The sequence below is a fragment of the Pseudomonas sp. IT-P395 genome (assembly GCF_949767675.1).
Classification (GTDB): Bacteria; Pseudomonadota; Gammaproteobacteria; order Pseudomonadales; family Pseudomonadaceae; genus Aquipseudomonas.
Window position 1 is genome coordinate 262890 of sequence record NZ_CATKPW010000058.1, and the last position, 16724, is coordinate 279613.

General features: G+C 59.3%; 17 protein-coding genes. 2 read left to right on the forward strand and 15 right to left on the reverse strand.

Annotated elements, in window-relative coordinates:
* Positions 1-11: 11 nt before the first annotated feature.
* The 12 genes from ACM6IN_RS24915 to ACM6IN_RS24970 all read right to left on the reverse strand — a co-directional run bounded on the left by ACM6IN_RS24915 (position 12) and on the right by ACM6IN_RS24970 (position 9378).
* Positions 12-368 (reverse strand): PilZ domain-containing protein, encoded by a 357-nt coding sequence (locus ACM6IN_RS24915; RefSeq protein ID WP_007908272.1) that lies wholly within the window; start codon positions 366-368, stop codon positions 12-14.
* Between the two features lie 42 nt (positions 369-410).
* On the reverse strand, positions 411-1394 hold the full coding sequence (locus ACM6IN_RS24920; RefSeq protein ID WP_414916866.1) for a DNA polymerase III subunit delta': 984 nt from the start codon (positions 1392-1394) through the stop codon (positions 411-413).
* The gene (tmk, locus tag ACM6IN_RS24925) at positions 1387-2019 is read right to left on the reverse strand and encodes a dTMP kinase (RefSeq protein ID WP_007908268.1); all 633 of its coding nucleotides are present in this window, start codon (positions 2017-2019) and stop codon (positions 1387-1389) included. The genes ACM6IN_RS24920 and tmk overlap by 8 nt, the downstream gene beginning before the upstream one ends.
* Positions 2020-2038: 19 nt before the next feature.
* Positions 2039-3214: an endolytic transglycosylase MltG gene (mltG, locus tag ACM6IN_RS24930; RefSeq protein ID WP_414916867.1), complete on the reverse strand. Its 1176-nt coding sequence runs from the start codon at positions 3212-3214 to the stop codon at positions 2039-2041.
* A gap of 3 nt (positions 3215-3217) precedes the next feature.
* Entirely contained in the window at positions 3218-4033 is an 816-nt protein-coding gene (gene pabC, locus ACM6IN_RS24935) for an aminodeoxychorismate lyase (RefSeq protein WP_007908266.1), read from the reverse strand.
* Complete coding sequence (gene fabF, locus ACM6IN_RS24940; protein ID WP_007908259.1) at positions 4033-5277, reverse strand: beta-ketoacyl-ACP synthase II; 1245 nt, start codon at positions 5275-5277, stop codon at positions 4033-4035. The genes pabC and fabF overlap by 1 nt, the downstream gene beginning before the upstream one ends.
* A gap of 108 nt (positions 5278-5385) precedes the next feature.
* Positions 5386-5622 carry an acyl carrier protein gene (gene acpP / locus ACM6IN_RS24945; protein ID WP_003175607.1) on the reverse strand — a complete coding sequence of 79 codons (237 nt, stop codon included), beginning with the start codon at positions 5620-5622 and terminating at the stop codon, positions 5386-5388.
* 196 nt (positions 5623-5818) lie between these two features.
* Positions 5819-6562 carry a 3-oxoacyl-ACP reductase FabG gene (gene fabG, locus ACM6IN_RS24950; RefSeq protein ID WP_414916868.1) on the reverse strand — a complete coding sequence of 248 codons (744 nt, stop codon included), beginning with the start codon at positions 6560-6562 and terminating at the stop codon, positions 5819-5821.
* A gap of 16 nt (positions 6563-6578) precedes the next feature.
* Positions 6579-7517 (reverse strand): ACP S-malonyltransferase, encoded by a 939-nt coding sequence (fabD, locus tag ACM6IN_RS24955; RefSeq protein WP_034155355.1) that lies wholly within the window; start codon positions 7515-7517, stop codon positions 6579-6581.
* A gap of 122 nt (positions 7518-7639) precedes the next feature.
* Positions 7640-8650 (reverse strand): phosphate acyltransferase PlsX, encoded by a 1011-nt coding sequence (plsX, locus tag ACM6IN_RS24960; protein WP_414916869.1) that lies wholly within the window; start codon positions 8648-8650, stop codon positions 7640-7642.
* A 4-nt stretch (positions 8651-8654) separates the two neighbouring features.
* Complete coding sequence (gene rpmF / locus ACM6IN_RS24965; RefSeq protein ID WP_003179396.1) at positions 8655-8837, reverse strand: 50S ribosomal protein L32; 183 nt, start codon at positions 8835-8837, stop codon at positions 8655-8657.
* A gap of 13 nt (positions 8838-8850) precedes the next feature.
* A complete protein-coding gene (locus ACM6IN_RS24970; protein WP_007908248.1) occupies positions 8851-9378 on the reverse strand; it encodes a YceD family protein in 528 nt (175 codons plus the stop codon).
* Between the two features lie 105 nt (positions 9379-9483).
* On the opposite strand from ACM6IN_RS24970, the gene ACM6IN_RS24975 reads away from it, so the two are divergent.
* Complete coding sequence (locus ACM6IN_RS24975) at positions 9484-10062, forward strand: Maf family protein (RefSeq protein WP_414916870.1); 579 nt, start codon at positions 9484-9486, stop codon at positions 10060-10062.
* Between the two features lie 48 nt (positions 10063-10110).
* Here ACM6IN_RS24975 and sppA read toward each other — a convergent pair whose 3' ends face one another.
* Genes sppA through rluC form a run of 3 tightly spaced genes read right to left on the reverse strand, consistent with a single transcriptional unit; the run spans position 10111 to position 12733 of the window.
* Positions 10111-11100 (reverse strand): signal peptide peptidase SppA, encoded by a 990-nt coding sequence (gene sppA / locus ACM6IN_RS24980; protein WP_007908243.1) that lies wholly within the window; start codon positions 11098-11100, stop codon positions 10111-10113.
* 24 nt (positions 11101-11124) lie between these two features.
* Entirely contained in the window at positions 11125-11787 is a 663-nt protein-coding gene (locus ACM6IN_RS24985) for an HAD-IA family hydrolase (protein ID WP_007908241.1), read from the reverse strand.
* Complete coding sequence (rluC, locus tag ACM6IN_RS24990) at positions 11774-12733, reverse strand: 23S rRNA pseudouridine(955/2504/2580) synthase RluC (RefSeq protein WP_034155359.1); 960 nt, start codon at positions 12731-12733, stop codon at positions 11774-11776. The genes ACM6IN_RS24985 and rluC overlap by 14 nt, the downstream gene beginning before the upstream one ends.
* Before the next feature lie 699 nt (positions 12734-13432).
* Between rluC and rne the strand changes: the two genes are divergently transcribed.
* Positions 13433-16654 (forward strand): ribonuclease E, encoded by a 3222-nt coding sequence (gene rne, locus ACM6IN_RS24995; RefSeq protein WP_414916871.1) that lies wholly within the window; start codon positions 13433-13435, stop codon positions 16652-16654.
* The last annotated feature ends 70 nt before the right edge of the window (positions 16655-16724 follow it).

The window sequence follows — 16724 nt, forward strand, 5'->3', positions numbered from 1 at the left end:
AAGACGGCTACTTACATCGTATGAGTGGGACGGTCGGATTTAAGCGCTCCGGCCAGATGGGTTTCGATGCGACTGCGCGCGGTATTGTCGCCATCGTTGAACTGTACGCCGACGCCGGCAGCGCGATTGCCTTGCGCCCCTTTCGGGGTGATCCACGCAACCTTGCCGGCCACCGGGATCTTCTCGGCCTCGTCCATCAGGTTGAGCAGCATGAACACCTCATCGCCCAACCTGTAACTCTTGTTGGTCGGGATGAACAGGCCACCGTTCTTGATGAACGGCATGTAGGCGGCGTAGAGCACTGACTTGTCCTTGATGGTCAGGGACAAAATGCCGTTGCGCGGCCCCGGGCTGACGGGTTCATTCATGTTGACCTCCACTGCTGATGTTCAGAGTCTAGGTACACATTCTTATCTTTGACCAGGCAATCCCGCCCATTGCACCAACAACGCTTCCAGCAGCAAGGCCGGATTGAGGTTGGCCTTGCTCAGGACTTTCTGGCGCTGGGCGAGGATCCAGTCCTGAATATCGAGGACTTTACCTTGCGCACTTTTCTGCGCCAGGTACTGCACGACTTTGCGCATATCAGTCAGACCGAGGCCGGCTTCATCCTGAGTCAGTTGATAACGCAGAATCAGGCTCGACCAATCGCAGAACCAGTCGAACAGACGCAGCATCGGAATGCTTTTCCATTCTTCGGCCAGTTGCGTCGGCGACTGCTGCTGCTTGAGCAGTTTTTTCACGCCTTCGACCACTTGTGCACGCTGCTCGCGCACGCCCTGAGACTGCAGACTGACCGCCATCAACGGCGAGCCGGCCGCCAGCGTCAGCAATTCGACACGTTCTTCTTCAGAGCAATCGGGCAGCGCCTGGGCCAGCCATTGCAGGCTCATCGCCTCGCCCGGCAGCGGACAGGCCTGTTGCACGCAGCGGCTCTTGATCGTCGGCAGCAAACGGCTGGTCTGATGGCTGACCAACAACAACACGGTATCGCCGGACGGCTCTTCAAGACTTTTCAGCAAGGCGTTGGCGGCGTTGATGTTCATCGCCTCGACTGGCTCGATCAGCACCACTTTGCGCCCGCCCAGTTGCGCGGTCTGCACCACGAAGCTGACCAGATCACGCACCTGATCGACCTTGATGGCCTTGTCGGCTTCTTCCGGTTCGAGGATGTAATTATCCGGGTGACTACCGGCCTTGAGCAGCAGGCAGGATTTGCACTCGCCGCAGGCTTCCGGCGTCGGACGCTGGCACAACAGACTCGCCATCAGACGCTCGGCCAGTGCGCGCTTGCCGATCCCGGCCGGGCCATGCAGCAGATAGGCGTGTGCGTGCTGCTTACGCCCGGCCAGTTGCTGCCAGAGGCTGTCCTGCCACGGGTAGGCCTCAGCCACGGGCCAGCTCCAGCAGATTCGGAATCAGGGTATCCAGCGATTGTTGAACCTTGGCCAATGGCTGACCGGCATCGATGCGCACATAGCGCGCAGGATCGGCTTCGGCACGTTTGAGGAAAGCGCTACGCACGGCCTCGAAAAAAGCCCGACCTTCCAATTCAAAACGATCCAGACGACCGCGGGCACTGGCGCGGGCCAGACCGATTTCCACCGGCAGATCAAAAATCAGCGTCAGGTCCGGGCGCAGATCACCTTGCACAAAGGTTTCCAGCGCGGCGATGCGCTCCAGTGACAAGCCGCGACCGCCGCCCTGATAGGCGTAAGTGGAATCGGTAAAGCGATCGCACAGGACCACCGCGCCTCGGGCCATGGCCGGGCGAATCACTTCGGCCAGATGCTGGGCACGTGCGGCGAATACCAGCAACAGTTCGGCATCCGGATTCATGACTTCGTCGGCCGGCGCCAGCAGCACCTCGCGAATTCGCTCGGCCAGCGGCGTGCCACCGGGCTCACGGGTCAGCACCACTTCGATACCGGCGGCGCGCAGGCGCTCGGCGAGGTATTCGCGGTTGGTGCTTTTGCCGGCGCCTTCCGGGCCTTCCAGGGTAATAAACAAGCCAGTCACAGGCAGTCCTTAATCAAAGTCATTGCGTGTTTTGTGGGGCGGCGGCTTCTGGAGTTGGCGCTGGCTCCTGTGGTGCCACCTGTGGCACCGACTCCGGTGTTACATCCGGAGATGCCGCAGGAATCGCATCCTCGGCAGCGGGAGCCGCTTCAGGCGTTTGCGCCGGCGCAGGGCTGGAGCGGTAATCGGCACGGCGCTTGAGCTGGTACTCACGCACCGCATTGTTATGTGCATCGAGATCGTCAGAGAACACATGACTACCGTCACCACGCGCAACAAAGTACAGGCTGGTACCGTCTACCGGGTTCAATGCGGCGTGAATCGCTTCGCGGCCAACCATCGCGATCGGCGTCGGCGGCAAGCCGGGGATCACGTAAGTGTTATACGCCGTCGGCTCTTTCAGATGCGCGCGGGTCAACTTGCCGGTATAGCGATCGCCCAGACCATAGATGACGGTCGGATCGGTCTGCAGTTGCATGCCCAAGGCCAGGCGACGCACAAAGACACCGGCAATCTGCCCACGCTCCTGCGGCACGCCGGTTTCCTTCTCGACCAGCGACGCCATGATCAGCGCTTGATAAGGTTCGGTGTACGGCACATCGGCAGAACGACTTTCCCATTCTTTCGCCAGCACTTCATCAAGGCGATCAAAGGCTTTCTTCAACAACTCAGCATCGGACATGCCGCGCACAAAGCGGTAGGTATCAGGGAAGAAACGGCCTTCCGGGAACAAGCCCTTATGACCAATCTTCGCCATGACGTCGCTGTCGCTCAAACCGTTCAGGGTCTGCTCGACCTTGTCATCCTTGGCCAACGCCGCGCGCACCTGATGGAAATTCCAGCCCTCGACCAGCGTCAGGCTGTACTGCACCACTTCACCGCGCTTCCACAAGTCGATCAGACCGTTGACGGTCATCCCCGGCTGCATGCGGTATTCACCGCTGTGGATCGGTGTACCGGCGAGGTTGAAGCGCCAATAGACGCGCAGCCAGAAGGCGTCCTTGATGACGCCATCGGTTTCAAGTGAAAGGAAAGTACGGGTCGGTGTCGAGCCTTTCGGCACATCCAGCAGCTCTTCCTGCGTGATGTTCAGCGGCTGCTCCAGTGCGGAGTGAATCTTCCAGGCGCTAGCGCCCAGCAACAGCCCTGCCAGAACCAGTCCGGTTTCCAGCAGCAGCAAAAGTTTACGTCTCACAAATCAGGCATCCAGTAGGGCGCGGGCAATGGTTTGCAGTTTACGGGTGAGCGGGCCAACCGGCCAGCTCAGTGCAGCACAGGCGCGTACCGGCCAGACACCATAAACACTGTTGCAGACAAACACTTCATCAGCCCATTGCAGCTGTTCGAGGCTGATATCGGCGATTTGCGTGGGGATGGCCAATGACTCGGCCTGAAACAATATTTCGGCGCGCATCACCCCAGCGACACCGCAACGCTTGAGGTCCGGCGTTATCAGCACACCGTCGCTTACCAGAAACAGATTGCTGAACACGCCCTCGATCACTCGACCGACCTGATCCAGCATCAAGCCTTCGGCGTGCTCGCTGTCCTGCCATTCGGCACGGGCGAGAACCTGCTCCAATCGATTGAGATGTTTGAGTCCGGCGAGAAGCGGCTGTTTGGACAGTCGCGTGTTGCAGGGAAACAGGCGAACGCCTTGTTCAGCATGCACAGCCGGATAAGTCGCCGCAGGATTGCCTTGCAGAATGCGTCGGCCCGGCGCCGCCGGGTCGGGCGCATAACCGCGCAAACCGTCGCCACGGCTGAGGATGAGCTTGAGCACACCCTCGCCCATCGCTGCTGCATAACTCAGCAGCTCATGGCGAATCAGCTCGATATCGGCCGCAATGGCCAGACGCGAACAGCCATCGGCCAGACGCGTCAGGTGCCGATCCAGCAGGATCGGCTGGCCGCTACGCACAGCGATAGTCTCGAACAGACCATCACCGTAAGCCAGGCCGCGATCTTTCAGCGACAGAGCGTCAGCCGGTTGACCGTCGACCCAACTGTCCATCAGCCTGCGAACCGGCGGAATGCCAAGGTGCCATTGGTGCCGCCAAAACCGAAGGAGTTGGACAGCACGACATCGATGTCCATGTTGCGCGCGGTGTGCGGCACAAAATCGAGATCGCAGCCTTCGTCCGGCTCATCGAGGTTGATGGTCGGCGGTGCGACCTGGCTGTTGATCGCCAGCACGCTGAAGATCGCCTCGACTGCGCCCGCCGCACCCAACAGGTGACCGGTCATCGATTTGGTCGAGCTGACTGCCAGCTTATAGGCGTGGTCACCGAACACCGACTTGATCGCGTTGGCTTCGGCGAGGTCGCCGGCCGGGGTCGAAGTGCCGTGGGCGTTGATGTACTGCACTTGATCGACGTTGATCTTCGCATCGCGCAACGCATTGGTGATGCAGCGTGCCGCACCGGCACCGTCGGCGGGTGGCGAAGTCATGTGGAACGCATCGCCACTGGTGCCAAAGCCGATCAGCTCGGCGTAGATGGTCGCGCCACGCGCCTTGGCGTGCTCCAGTTCTTCGAGAACCAGTGCACCGGCACCGTCGGAAAGGACGAAGCCATCACGGCCCTTGTCCCATGGACGGCTGGCACGGGTTGGCTCGTCGTTGCGGGTCGACAGTGCACGGGACGCGCCGAAGCCGCCCATGCCCAGACCGCATGCAGCCATTTCGGCACCGCCGGCGATCATCACGTCGGCTTCGTCGTACATGATGTTGCGCGCCGCCATGCCGATGCAGTGCGTACCGGTGGTACACGCCGTGGCGATGGCGTAGTTAGGTCCCTGTGCGCCCAGGTGGATGGACAGGAAACCGGAAATCATATTGATGATCGAGCCTGGCACGAAGAATGGCGAGATTCGACGCGGACCCGTCTCATGCAGAGTACGGCTGGTTTCTTCGATGTTGGTCAGACCGCCGATACCCGAACCCATGGCCACGCCAATGCGTTCACGGTTGGCGTCGGTGACTTCCAGACCGGCGTTGCGCACGGCTTGAAAGCCTGCGGCGAGGCCGTACTGAATGAACAGGTCGAGCTTGCGCGCTTCCTTGACCGACAGGTATTCCTCGACATTGAAGCCCTTTACCGAGCCGCCAAAGCGGGTGGAATAGGCAGAAAGGTCGGTGTGTTCGATCAGACCAATGCCACTGCGGCCAGCCAGAATGCCCTGCCAACTGCTCGGCACATCCGTGCCCAGTGGCGACAACATACCCATACCGGTGACTACGACGCGTCTACGCGACACAGCACTCTCCTTTTTCAAATGACGATTTTGCATCAGGCCTAAAGAAAAAACCGCACGCCATGATGGCAGTGCGGTTTTTCCATGACAGCAAACAACGATTACAAACTATTACGCCTGGTGGCTAGTAACGTAGTCGATTGCAGCTTGTACAGTAGTGATCTTTTCAGCTTCTTCGTCAGGGATTTCGGTCTCGAATTCCTCTTCCAGAGCCATCACCAGCTCAACGGTGTCAAGGGAGTCGGCACCCAGGTCTTCAACGAAGGAAGCAGTGTTGACCACTTCTTCTTCTTTAACACCCAGTTGCTCGGCAACGATTTTCTTGACGCGCTCTTCGATGGTGCTCATACCTTGTTTTCACTCCTAATGGACAAATTCAGGCAGCTGGCCAGTGGGTAAGTGTATAGAAAGACTTTTCAGCTTTTCAACTGAAAGCTTCACTCCTCAAACCCTGCGGCCCTCTGCCTATAAATAGATTGCAGCTTTATAACGGATTTTAGACAGCTCGTATGACATTTTTTTGAAGCAATCCGTCACATTTTACTTACATGTACATCCCACCGTTCACCGGGATTGTAGCCCCAGTGACGTATGCCGCACCGTCGGATGCAAGAAATGCGACCACAGACGCGATCTCTTGAGCTTGCCCCAGACGACCCAGCGGAATCTGCGTCTGCAAGGTTTCACGCTGTGCTTCGGGCAGCTCGCGCGTCATATCGGTGTCGATAAACCCTGGGGTTACCGAGTTGACCGTAATCGAACGCGAACCGACTTCACGCGCCAATGCACGGCTGAAACCTTCCAGACCGGCCTTGGCGGCTGCATAGTTTACTTGGCCTGCGTTGCCCATGGCACCCACCACCGAGCCAATACTGATAATTCGGCCCCAACGCGCTTTGGTCATGCCGCGCAGAACGCCCTTGGACAGGCGGAATAGACTGTTCAGGTTGGTATCGATCACGTCGTACCACTCATCGTCTTTCATGCGCATCATCAGGTTATCGCGGGTGATGCCAGCATTATTGACCAGGATCGCCACTGGCGCACCAAACTGCTCCTGAATGCTTGCCAGCACCGCGCTGACCGATTCATCGCTGGTGACGTTCAGCTCAAGGCCCGTGCCCTGGATACCGTTTTCCTTCAGGGTGGCAGCAATACGCTCAGCGCCCGAAGCGGAGGTCGCGGTGCCAATGACAATGGCGCCCTGACGACCCAGTTCCAGTGCGATGGCCTGGCCAATGCCACGGCTTGCACCGGTGACCAGCGCAACTTTACCTTGCAGACTCATGCAAGTTTCTCCTGATTCAGGCTTGCGCTGCACGGGCGGCAGCGAAAGCGTCTGGGGTATTGAGGTTGGAAGTCGCGACGCCTTCGGCGCAACGTTTGTTCAGACCGGCCAGCACTTTGCCCGGGCCGCATTCGACCAGATTGGTCGCGCCCTTGGCGGCCAGAGTCTGTACCGACTCGACCCAGCGTACTGGCTTATAGAGTTGTTCGAGCAGATCGCGCTTGAGGGTTTCCAGATCGGCCGGCACTTGCGCGCTGACGTTCTGTACGACCGGGATCTGCGGCGCCTGCCAGTCGATGGCGGCGATGGATTCAGCAAAGCGCTCGGCAGCCGGACGCATCAGTTCACAGTGCGAAGGCACGCTCACTGGCAACGGCATGGCGCGCTTGGCACCACGCGCCTTGCAGCCTTCGATGGCGCGCTCGACAGCAGCCTTGGCCCCGGCGATTACCACCTGGCCTGGCGAATTGAAGTTGACGGCGCTGACGACTTCGCCTTGCGCAGCTTCTGCGCAGGCTGCCAGCACGTCGGCATCTTCCAGACCAAGAATGGCAGCCATGCCGCCCTGCCCGGCCGGAACAGCTTCCTGCATCAACTGACCGCGACGCTCAACGAGCTTGACCGCGTCAGCCAGTGTCAGGCTGCCGGCAGCGACCAGCGCGCTGTATTCGCCCAGGCTGTGTCCGGCAACGAATGCCGGACGCGCTCCGCCTTCAGCCAGCCACAGACGCCACAGGGCGATAGAAGCGGTCAGAATGGCCGGTTGGGTTTTATCGGTTTGATTGAGCAGCTCCTCCGGACCCTGCTGGGTCAGTGCCCACAGGTCATAGCCCAGAGCCTCAGAAGCTTCTTTGAACGTTTCGAGGATCAACGGATATTCCGCGCCCAGCTCGGCCAACATGCCGAGGGACTGCGAACCCTGTCCTGGAAAGACGAATGCGAGGGAAGCAGACATGTAACAAGCCCCTAATGATCTTGTCGTCGGAAAATGACGCCCCCTGGGGGACGCAAGAAACTGACAGTTGGATGGCCCTTTGAACCGGGCGGTCACATTTAAGCATTGTCCGACGAAAACGCCTAAGACAACAAATCCTCCAGACGACCGTGGAGGCGTTCGGGAAGATTCTCCTGAATCTCGATCAGCGCACGCTGAATCGCGCTCTGAAAGCCCTGGACCCCGGCCGAACCGTGACTTTTCACGACGATACCCTGCAAACCGAGAAAGCTTGCGCCGTTATGTCGCGCCGGCGCCAGATCCGCCTGCAAGCGCTTCATCAGTGGCAACGCCAAAGCCCCTACCGCACGGGAAGCCAGATTCTTTTTGAACAACGCTTCAATACGTGCAGCAATCATCGTCGCCAGGCCTTCGCTGGACTTCAGCAGGATATTGCCGACAAAACCATCGCAAACCACCACGTCAGCCTCTCCGCGATACAACCCGTCGCCTTCGATAAAACCGATGTAGTTGATACCGCGAGCAGCTTGCAGCAGTGTCGCAGCCAGTTTGACCTGCTGATTGCCCTTGATGTCTTCGGTGCCGATGTTCAGCAGCGCGACACGCGGGCGATGGATGCCCAGCGTCTGCGCCGCCACCGAGCCCATCACCGCAAACTGCAGCAAATGCTCGGCACTGCAATCGACATTGGCGCCCAGATCGAGCAACTGGCAAAAACCCTTCTGCGTCGGAATCGCGGCAACCATGGCCGGACGGTCAATACCCGGTAACGTTTTCAGAACGAACCGCGACAGCGCCATCAACGCACCGGTATTACCGGCGCTGACACACGCTTGAGCCTTGCCGTCACGCACCAGTTCGAGAGCAACACGCATCGACGAATCCGGCTTGCCGCGCAAGGCCTGGGTCGGTTTTTCGTCCATGGTGATGACTTCGCTGGCCGCAACAATCGTCAGGCGCGCGCGATCGGCAGCCGATTGGCCGTTGATCAATTCTTCAAGAAGGGAGGGTTGACCGACGAGGGTCAGGTGCAGCGAGGGCGTAGTAGACAGGCAAGCAAGGCTGGCCTGAACAATGCTGCGGGGACCGAAGTCCCCGCCCATTGCGTCAATCGCGATGACTTGAGCGGACAAGTGATTACTCGTCAGCGCCCTTGTCGATCACTTTACGGCCACGGTATACGCCTTCTGGCGATACGTGGTGACGCAGGTGAACTTCACCAGTGGTTTTTTCTACAGACAGAGTGCTAGCCTCGAGAGCGTCGTGCGAACGGCGCATGTCACGGGCAGAGCGGGATTTTTTGTTCTGCTGAACAGCCATAATTGATTAACTCCTAAACGTTTGGGTCACGCTTTAACTGCGCCAATACACTGAACGGGTTGGACCGCGTTGACTCGTCCTCGCTCGGTTCGGGCTCATCGAGACCCGCCGGCTGCTGGCATTCTTCCGGATGATGAGCAGGCACAATGGGCAAGGCGAGCAGAAGCTCCTCCTCGATCAGTGACTGCAGATCCAATGGATCTTCGCCCAGTTCCAGCACGTCATAACCTTTCGGCAACGACTGGGTATTCGCACCCTCTTTCACCACAGCATAACTGCATTCGCTGTGGATCGGCAGGGTGACCAGCTCAAGACAACGCTGGCAAACCATTTTGACCTCGGTGTCGATAAAGCTGTGGATTACCACAGATTTACGTTCATCTCGTTCAAAAACGAATTTCGCCTGCACCGTACCGACATTGTCGGAAAGCGGGTCGCAGAGTCTCTCCAAATCGGCCAGCAGCATTTCACCTTGAAGGGTGGTGCCACGATCAGCCAATTTGCGCGGGTCAACGTGAGGTGGAATCGGGTCATTCAACATAGGCGCAGCATTATAGGGATGCACCCACCCATGTCAAAGGAAATTGTGCCCTGTCCGTCACTTGCGTGCCTCCGCTAGAATTCGCACCTGCCTCAGGAGACGCGAATGCTGCCTTTATTACTCGCTTCAAGCTCGACTTATCGTCGTGAATTGCTCGCCCGCCTGCACCTGCCGTTCGTCTGCAGCTCGCCGGATATCGATGAAAGCCATCGCCCGGGCGAGTCAGCCATCGAACTGGTCAAGCGCCTCGCCGAACAAAAAGCCCGGGCACTGGCCGACAGCCACCCCGCTCACCTGATCATTGGCTCAGACCAGGTTGCCGTGCTTGGCGAGCAGATTATCGGCAAGCCGCACACGTTCGAGAAAGCCCGCGAACAACTAATGGCCGCCAGCGGCGCCAGCGTGACATTTATGACCGGCCTGGCCTTGCTCAATAGCCAGACGGGCGAGTGCCAGGTCGATTGTGTGCCATTCACTGTCCATATGCGCCAACTCGATCAGGCGCGCGTTGAGCGCTATCTGCGCATCGAGCAGCCCTACGACTGCGCGGGCAGTTTCAAGGCTGAAGGCCTCGGCGTGAGCCTGTTCCAGTCCACAGAAGGCCCGGATGCCACCAGCCTGATCGGCTTGCCGCTGATTCGCCTGATCGACATGCTTTTGGATGAAGGCGTGCAGATTCCCTGACCCACAAAAAACCGGCCATCAAGGCCGGTTTTTTCATGCAGTGATTTGTTAACGCAACGAAGGCCCGTGGAAACCCATCCACATCGCCAACTGCTCAGCCACACTGGCACCGAGCTTCTTCGAGAAGCGATCGAACGGCGACTCCTGAACAGTGAAGTCCACCAACTCCTTCTCACCAATCACATCCCGCGCCACCGAGCTGGCATTGCCCAGACCGTCAATCAAACCCAGTGGCAGCGCCTGCTCGCCCGACCAGACCAACCCGGAAAACAGCTCCGGATGCTCTTTGTCTTTCAGACGATCGCCACGACCCTGCTTGACGCTGTTGATGAACTGCTTGTGCGTGGTATCCAACACGCCTTGCCAGAACGCCGTTTCTTCAGGCTTCTGCGGCTGGAACGGGTCAAGGAACGACTTGTGCTCGCCCGAGGTGTACGTGCGACGCTCAACGCCAAGTTTCTCCATGGTGCCGACAAAGCCGTAACCCGCCGCCGTCACACCAATGGAGCCAACCAGACTCGCCTTGTCGGCGTAGATCTGGTCCGCCGCACTGGCGATGTAATAAGCACCGGACGCACCCAGATCGGAAATCACCGCATACACCTTGATCTCCGGGTGCAGACCGCGCAGACGTTTGATCTCGTCATATACATAACCCGACTGCACCGGACTGCCGCCAGGACTGTTGATCCGCAGGATCACGCCCTTGACCTTCTTGTCCTCGAACGCCGCCCGCAGACTGCCGACGATGTTGTCGGCGCTGGCCGGCTCTTTATCGGCAATCATGCCAGTGACGTCGATCAGCGCGGTGTAGTTCGACCCGCGCGTGGCGCTTTTTTCCATGTCCATCAGTGGCGTGAACAGAATCAGCGCCACAAACAGATAAACAAACGTCAGCAGCTTGAAGAAAATCCCCCAACGCCGCGAACGACGCTGTTCCTGCACACCCGCCAGCAGGGTCTTCTCCAACAGCTTCCAGCTTTTCTCGTCACCGCCGTCGGCACTTGCCTTGGCCGGTGCTTTCCATTCGTCGGTCATGCCATCCACCCCAGCAAAAACGTATTAAGCCTGCTGTTCCAGCCAGGCATGCAATTCACAAAAACGGTCGATCGACAGACGCGGCTCGAACTGCTGCAGCGATTCGATCGATTGCGCGCCATAACTGACCGCCACCGAGTCCATCCCTGCGTTACGCGCCATCAGCAGATCGAAGGACGAATCGCCGACCATCAGCGCCTGCTCCGCACGCACACCGCAGTGAGCAAGGATCTGCTCCAGCATCAGAGGATGCGGCTTGCTCGCAGTTTCATCGGCAGCACGGGTGATATCGAAATAATCTTCCCAGCCATTGGCCTTGAGCACCCGATCCAGCCCGCGACGATTCTTGCCGGTGGCGACGGCCAGGTGATAACCCTGCTCGCGAAAGGACGCCATCGACTCGACAACGCCTTCGAACAACGGCGAAGGCACGGCTTCCGCGGCGATGTAGTGATCGGCGTAATACTCGCGAAACAGGGTCATTTCGGCATCGCTGATCTCGGGATACAGCGTGCGAATCGCCTCGGGCAAACCCAGACCGATGATGCCTTTGACGGCAAAGTCATCGCGCAACTCGAAACCGGAGCGCCCGGACGCCGAGTGCATCGCCTCGACAATCCGGTGAATGGAGTCGGCCAGCGTGCCGTCCCAATCGAAAATCAGCAGTTTGTAATCAGATGGGCGCACTCAATCGCTCCACGGTCTTGGCCCACATTTCATCGACCGGCGCCTGCAAGGTCAGCTTGCCGCCATCGGGCAGCGGCACGGTCAGCATGTAGGCGTGCAGGAACAGGCGCTTGCCGCCCAGATCGCGGATTTCCTTGGTGAAATCCTCATCGCCGTACTTGCTGTCGCCAGCAATGCAATGGCCGGCATGCAAGGTGTGCACGCGAATCTGGTGAGTACGACCGGTAACCGGTTTAGCCTCGACCATGGTGGCGAAATCACCGAAACGGCGCAGCACCTTGAACATGGTCAGGGCTTCTTTGCCCTCGTCATTGACTTCGACCATGCGCTCGCCGGAACGCAGATTACTCTTGAGCAATGGCGCACTGACTTTCTTGATCGAAGTCGCCCAGTTGCCGCGTACCAGCGCCATGTACCGCTTGTCGACGCCATCGCCGCGCAACTGCTCATGCAAGTGACGCAACATGCTGCGCTTTTTCGCGATCATCAGTAGGCCGGAGGTGTCACGGTCGAGACGGTGAACCAGTTCCAATTCCTTGGCATCGGGGCGCAACTGACGAAAGGCTTCGATCACGCCGAAGTTCAGGCCGCTGCCACCGTGAACCGCAATGCCGGCGGGCTTGTTGATCACGATCAGGGCTTTGTCTTCGAAGACAATCGAGGCTTCCAGGCGCTGCAGCAAACCCTGTGCAAGTGGCACCGGTTCGTCACGCTCAGGCACGCGAACGGGCGGCACGCGCACGATATCACCGGCCTGCAGCTTGTATTCGGGCTTGATCCTACCCTTGTTCACGCGCACTTCGCCTTTACGCAAAATGCGGTAAATCAAGGTCTTGGGCACGCCTTTGAGCCGGGCGAGGAGAAAGTTGTCGATTCGTTGGCCGGCATACTCCGGCGAGACTTCAAGCAATTGAACGCCTGGAGTCGAAGGGGCAGTAGTTGTCATGCCGCGGATGATAACAATTTTTATGGAATTGAAGCACTTAATCATTGCTGCTATAGTCGCGAACGCCGCCAAAAGCGGCCTGGACAGCGGAACCACGGTCAAAAACCGGCCCTGACCAACGCAATTCACCAGGACGCGAGGCCGTCCTACGGGGCTTTCGCTACGTAACGGTGGAGTTTGCAGTTGTAACAAGCGCAGGTGACATGAGGCCTGAATTACACCGCCGAGCAGAGTTTTTACTCGCCTGGCAGGCACACATTCAAGGCCAGTTCACAAAGTGCAGTCAGCTGCAGATGACCCCGAGCGAATGCTTCGGAAACAACGCCTGAATTAGCCATGATGCGTGACCTCCCCTTTCGGAGCTCACGGTAAATGCCAACCCGCTGCGGATTCTGCGCGCGGCAGCACCCGAATTATCAGGGATACGTGTAGGGTGGAGATGCACAACCGCTGGACTGTGTAGCAATAGGCTTTATCAAGACGCTTCATCTCGTCCACAGCCGCTGGTTGATTCCTCCTCCTGACTGAGTGCTTAAGTAGCCACAGCAAGCAGGACGCGTACGTCGCTATATCGGCCCAATTGGCCGCATATCGCTGGACACGGGAATGGCCAACCACTCCCGACGCACCTGACACCGACCGTGAGAAGTCGTGTGTGCCGAACGCCGTTTCCGGCAGCCCGGAAACCGACGGTACTACATGAAAAGAATGCTGATTAACGCAACTCAACCCGAAGAGTTGCGTGTTGCACTGGTAGATGGCCAACGCCTCTACGACCTGGACATCGAATCCGGTGCACGCGAGCAGAAGAAGGCCAACATCTATAAAGGCCGCATCACTCGCATCGAACCAAGCCTTGAGGCTGCCTTTGTCGATTTCGGCTCCGAGCGCCACGGCTTCCTGCCCCTCAAAGAAATCTCCCGCGAATACTTCAAGAAAGCCCCTGAAGGCCGCGTCAACATCAAGGACGTCCTGAGCGAAGGCCAGGAAGTCATCGTTCAGGTCGAAAAAGAAGAACGTGGCAACAAGGGCGCAGCCCTGACCACCTTCATCAGCCTGGCCGGTCGTTACCTCGTGCTGATGCCGAACAACCCGCGTGCCGGCGGCATCTCCCGTCGCATCGAAGGCGAAGAGCGCAACGAACTGCGTGAAGCGCTGAACGGTCTGGTTGCGCCAGCCGACATGGGTCTGATCGTGCGCACTGCCGGCCTGGGCCGCAGCAGCGAAGAAATGCAGTGGGACCTCGATTACCTGCTGCAACTGTGGACCGCCATCAAAGAAGCCTCGCTGGATCGCTCCGCGCCCTTCCTGATCTACCAGGAAAGCAACGTGATCATCCGAGCCATCCGCGATTACCTGCGCCAGGACATCGGCGAAGTGCTGATCGACAGCGTTGAAGCCCAGGACGAAGCCCTGACCTTCATCCGCCAGGTGATGCCGCAGTACGCCAGCAAGATCAAGCTGTACGAAGACAGCGTGCCGCTGTTCAACCGTTTCCAGATCGAAAGCCAGATCGAGACCGCTTTCCAGCGCGTCGTTGAACTGCCTTCCGGCGGCTCCATCGTTATCGATCCGACCGAAGCTCTGGTGTCCATCGACATCAACTCGGCGCGCGCCACCAAAGGCAGCGACATCGAAGAAACCGCTCTGCAGACCAACCTTGAAGCCGCCGAAGAAATCGCCCGTCAGTTGCGCCTGCGTGACATCGGCGGCCTGATCGTCATCGACTTCATCGACATGACCCCTGCCAAGAACCAGCGCGCCGTGGAAGAGAAAGTCCGCGAATGCCTGGAAGCCGACCGCGCTCGCGTGCAGATCGGCCGCATCTCGCGCTTCGGCCTGCTGGAAATGTCCCGTCAGCGCCTGCGTCCATCCCTGGGCGAAAGCAGCGGCATCGTCTGCCCGCGTTGCAACGGCACCGGCATCATCCGTGACGTTGAATCGCTGTCGCTGGCGATCCTGCGCCTGATCGAAGAAGAAGCCCTGAAAGACCGCACTGCCGAAGTGCGCGCTCAGGTGCCGATCCCGGTCGCCGCGTTCCTGCTCAACGAAAAACGCAACTCGATCACCAAGATCGAACTGCGCACCCGCGCTCGTATCGTCATCCTGCCGAACGATCACCTCGAAACGCCGCACTTCGAAGTTCAGCGTCTGCGTGACGACAGCCCGGAAGCCGCGACCAACCAGTCCAGCTACGAAATCGCTGCTGCCGCTGCTGAAGTCGAAGAAGTTCAGCCAGCCGCTGCGACCCGCACCCTGGTTCGCCAGGAAGCTGCGGTCAAGACTGCTCCGGCCCGCGCCAACGCTCCGGTTCCGACCGAAGCCGCCGCGCCTGTTGCTCCGGCACCGGCGCCAGTTGCCGCGCCAGAGCCAAGCCTGTTCAAAGGCCTGGTGAAATCGCTGGTCAGCCTGTTCGCCACCAAAGAAGAGCCAGCCGCTCCGGTTGTGGTTGAAAAACCAGCCACCGAGCGCCCGGCCCGTAACGAAGAACGTCGCAACGGTCGTCAGCAGAGCCGCAACCGTAATGGTCGCCGCGATGAAGAGCGCAAACCGCGTGAAGAACGTGCACCGCGTGAAGAACGCGCCCCACGTGAACCGCGCGAAGAGCGTGCGCCACGCGAAGCCCGTGAAGTCCGCGAGCCTCGTGAAGCCCGCACCGAAGCACCAGTTGCCCGCGAAGAGCGCGCACCACGTGCTCCGCGTGAAGAACGTGCGCCACGTGCACCGCGCGAAGACCGCAAGCCACGTGGCGAGCGCGAAGAGCGTGTACGTGAACTGCGCGAGCCACTGGACGCCGCTCCAGTGACTGCAGACACCGCAGTTGTTACCGCTGAAGAGCGCCCGGCCCGTCAGCCACGTGAAGAGCGCGCACCGCGTCCGCCGCGTGAAGAGCGTCAGCCACGCGCCGAACAGGCCGCTGCTGCCGTCGCTGAAGAAGAAGTGAACAGCAACGAAGAGCAACTGCCGGAAGACGGTTCGGAGAACGCCGAAGGCGATCGTCCACGTCGTCGTTCGCGCGGTCAGCGTCGTCGCAGCAACCGTCGTGAGCGTCAGCGTGATGCCAACGGCAACGTGATCGAAGGTTCGGAAGAATCCGAAGCCGGCGAAAACGGCGAAGGCCCAGGCACTGCCGATCTGGCTGCTGGCCTGGCGGTGACCGCCGCTGTTGCCAGCACCGTGATCAGCGCCCCGGCTGAAGCACAAGCTCACGAGCAAGCCGAACGCGCCACCGCTGCTGTTCAGGAAACCGCTCCAGTGGAAGCGCCGGTAGTTGAAGCGACCACTCCGGTAGAAGTGGTTGCTGCTCCGGAAGTCGAAGTGGCACCGGTTCAGGAAACCTTGCCTCAGGTAGAGCCAGCTCCAGCCGTGGTTGCCGAGCCGGTGGTTGAAACCGTCGCTGAAACCGTGACTGAAACCGTGCGTGAAGTTCGCGAAGAGCAGACCGCTTTCAACTGGGTTGCCGAACCAGCAACCGCTGAAAAGCCTGCGCCTGTGGTTGAAGCACCGGTTGTTGAAGCGCCAGTGTTCGAAGCGCCAGTAGTTGAAGAAACCAAGGTTGCCGAGCCAGTGGTCGTTGCTGAACCAGCGCCCGTTGTCGAAGCGCCAGTGGTTGCCGAAGCGCCAGCCCCGGTGGTTGAAGCACCGGCTCCGGTCAGCGCTCTGACGCCAAGCGGCCGCGCGCCGAACGATCCACGTGAAGTGCGTCGTCGCAAGCGTGAAGAAGAGCGTCTGCAGAAGGAAGCCGAACTGGCTGCCGCAGCTGCTCCAGTCGCTGCCGTGGTCGAGGCAGTTCCTGCCCCGGTCGCTGAAGAAGCGGTAGTTGAAGCGGTGATCGCTGAAGCACCACGCTCCGTTCAGGACGCGGTCGAGCAACACCAAGAGGCCGAGGAAAAAGAGCACGAGCCTAAACCTCTCGTGTAATTCCCAAAGCCGTTAAAAAGCCCCGCCTGATTATTCAGGCGGGGCTTTTTTATGCATCGATTTTTTGTGG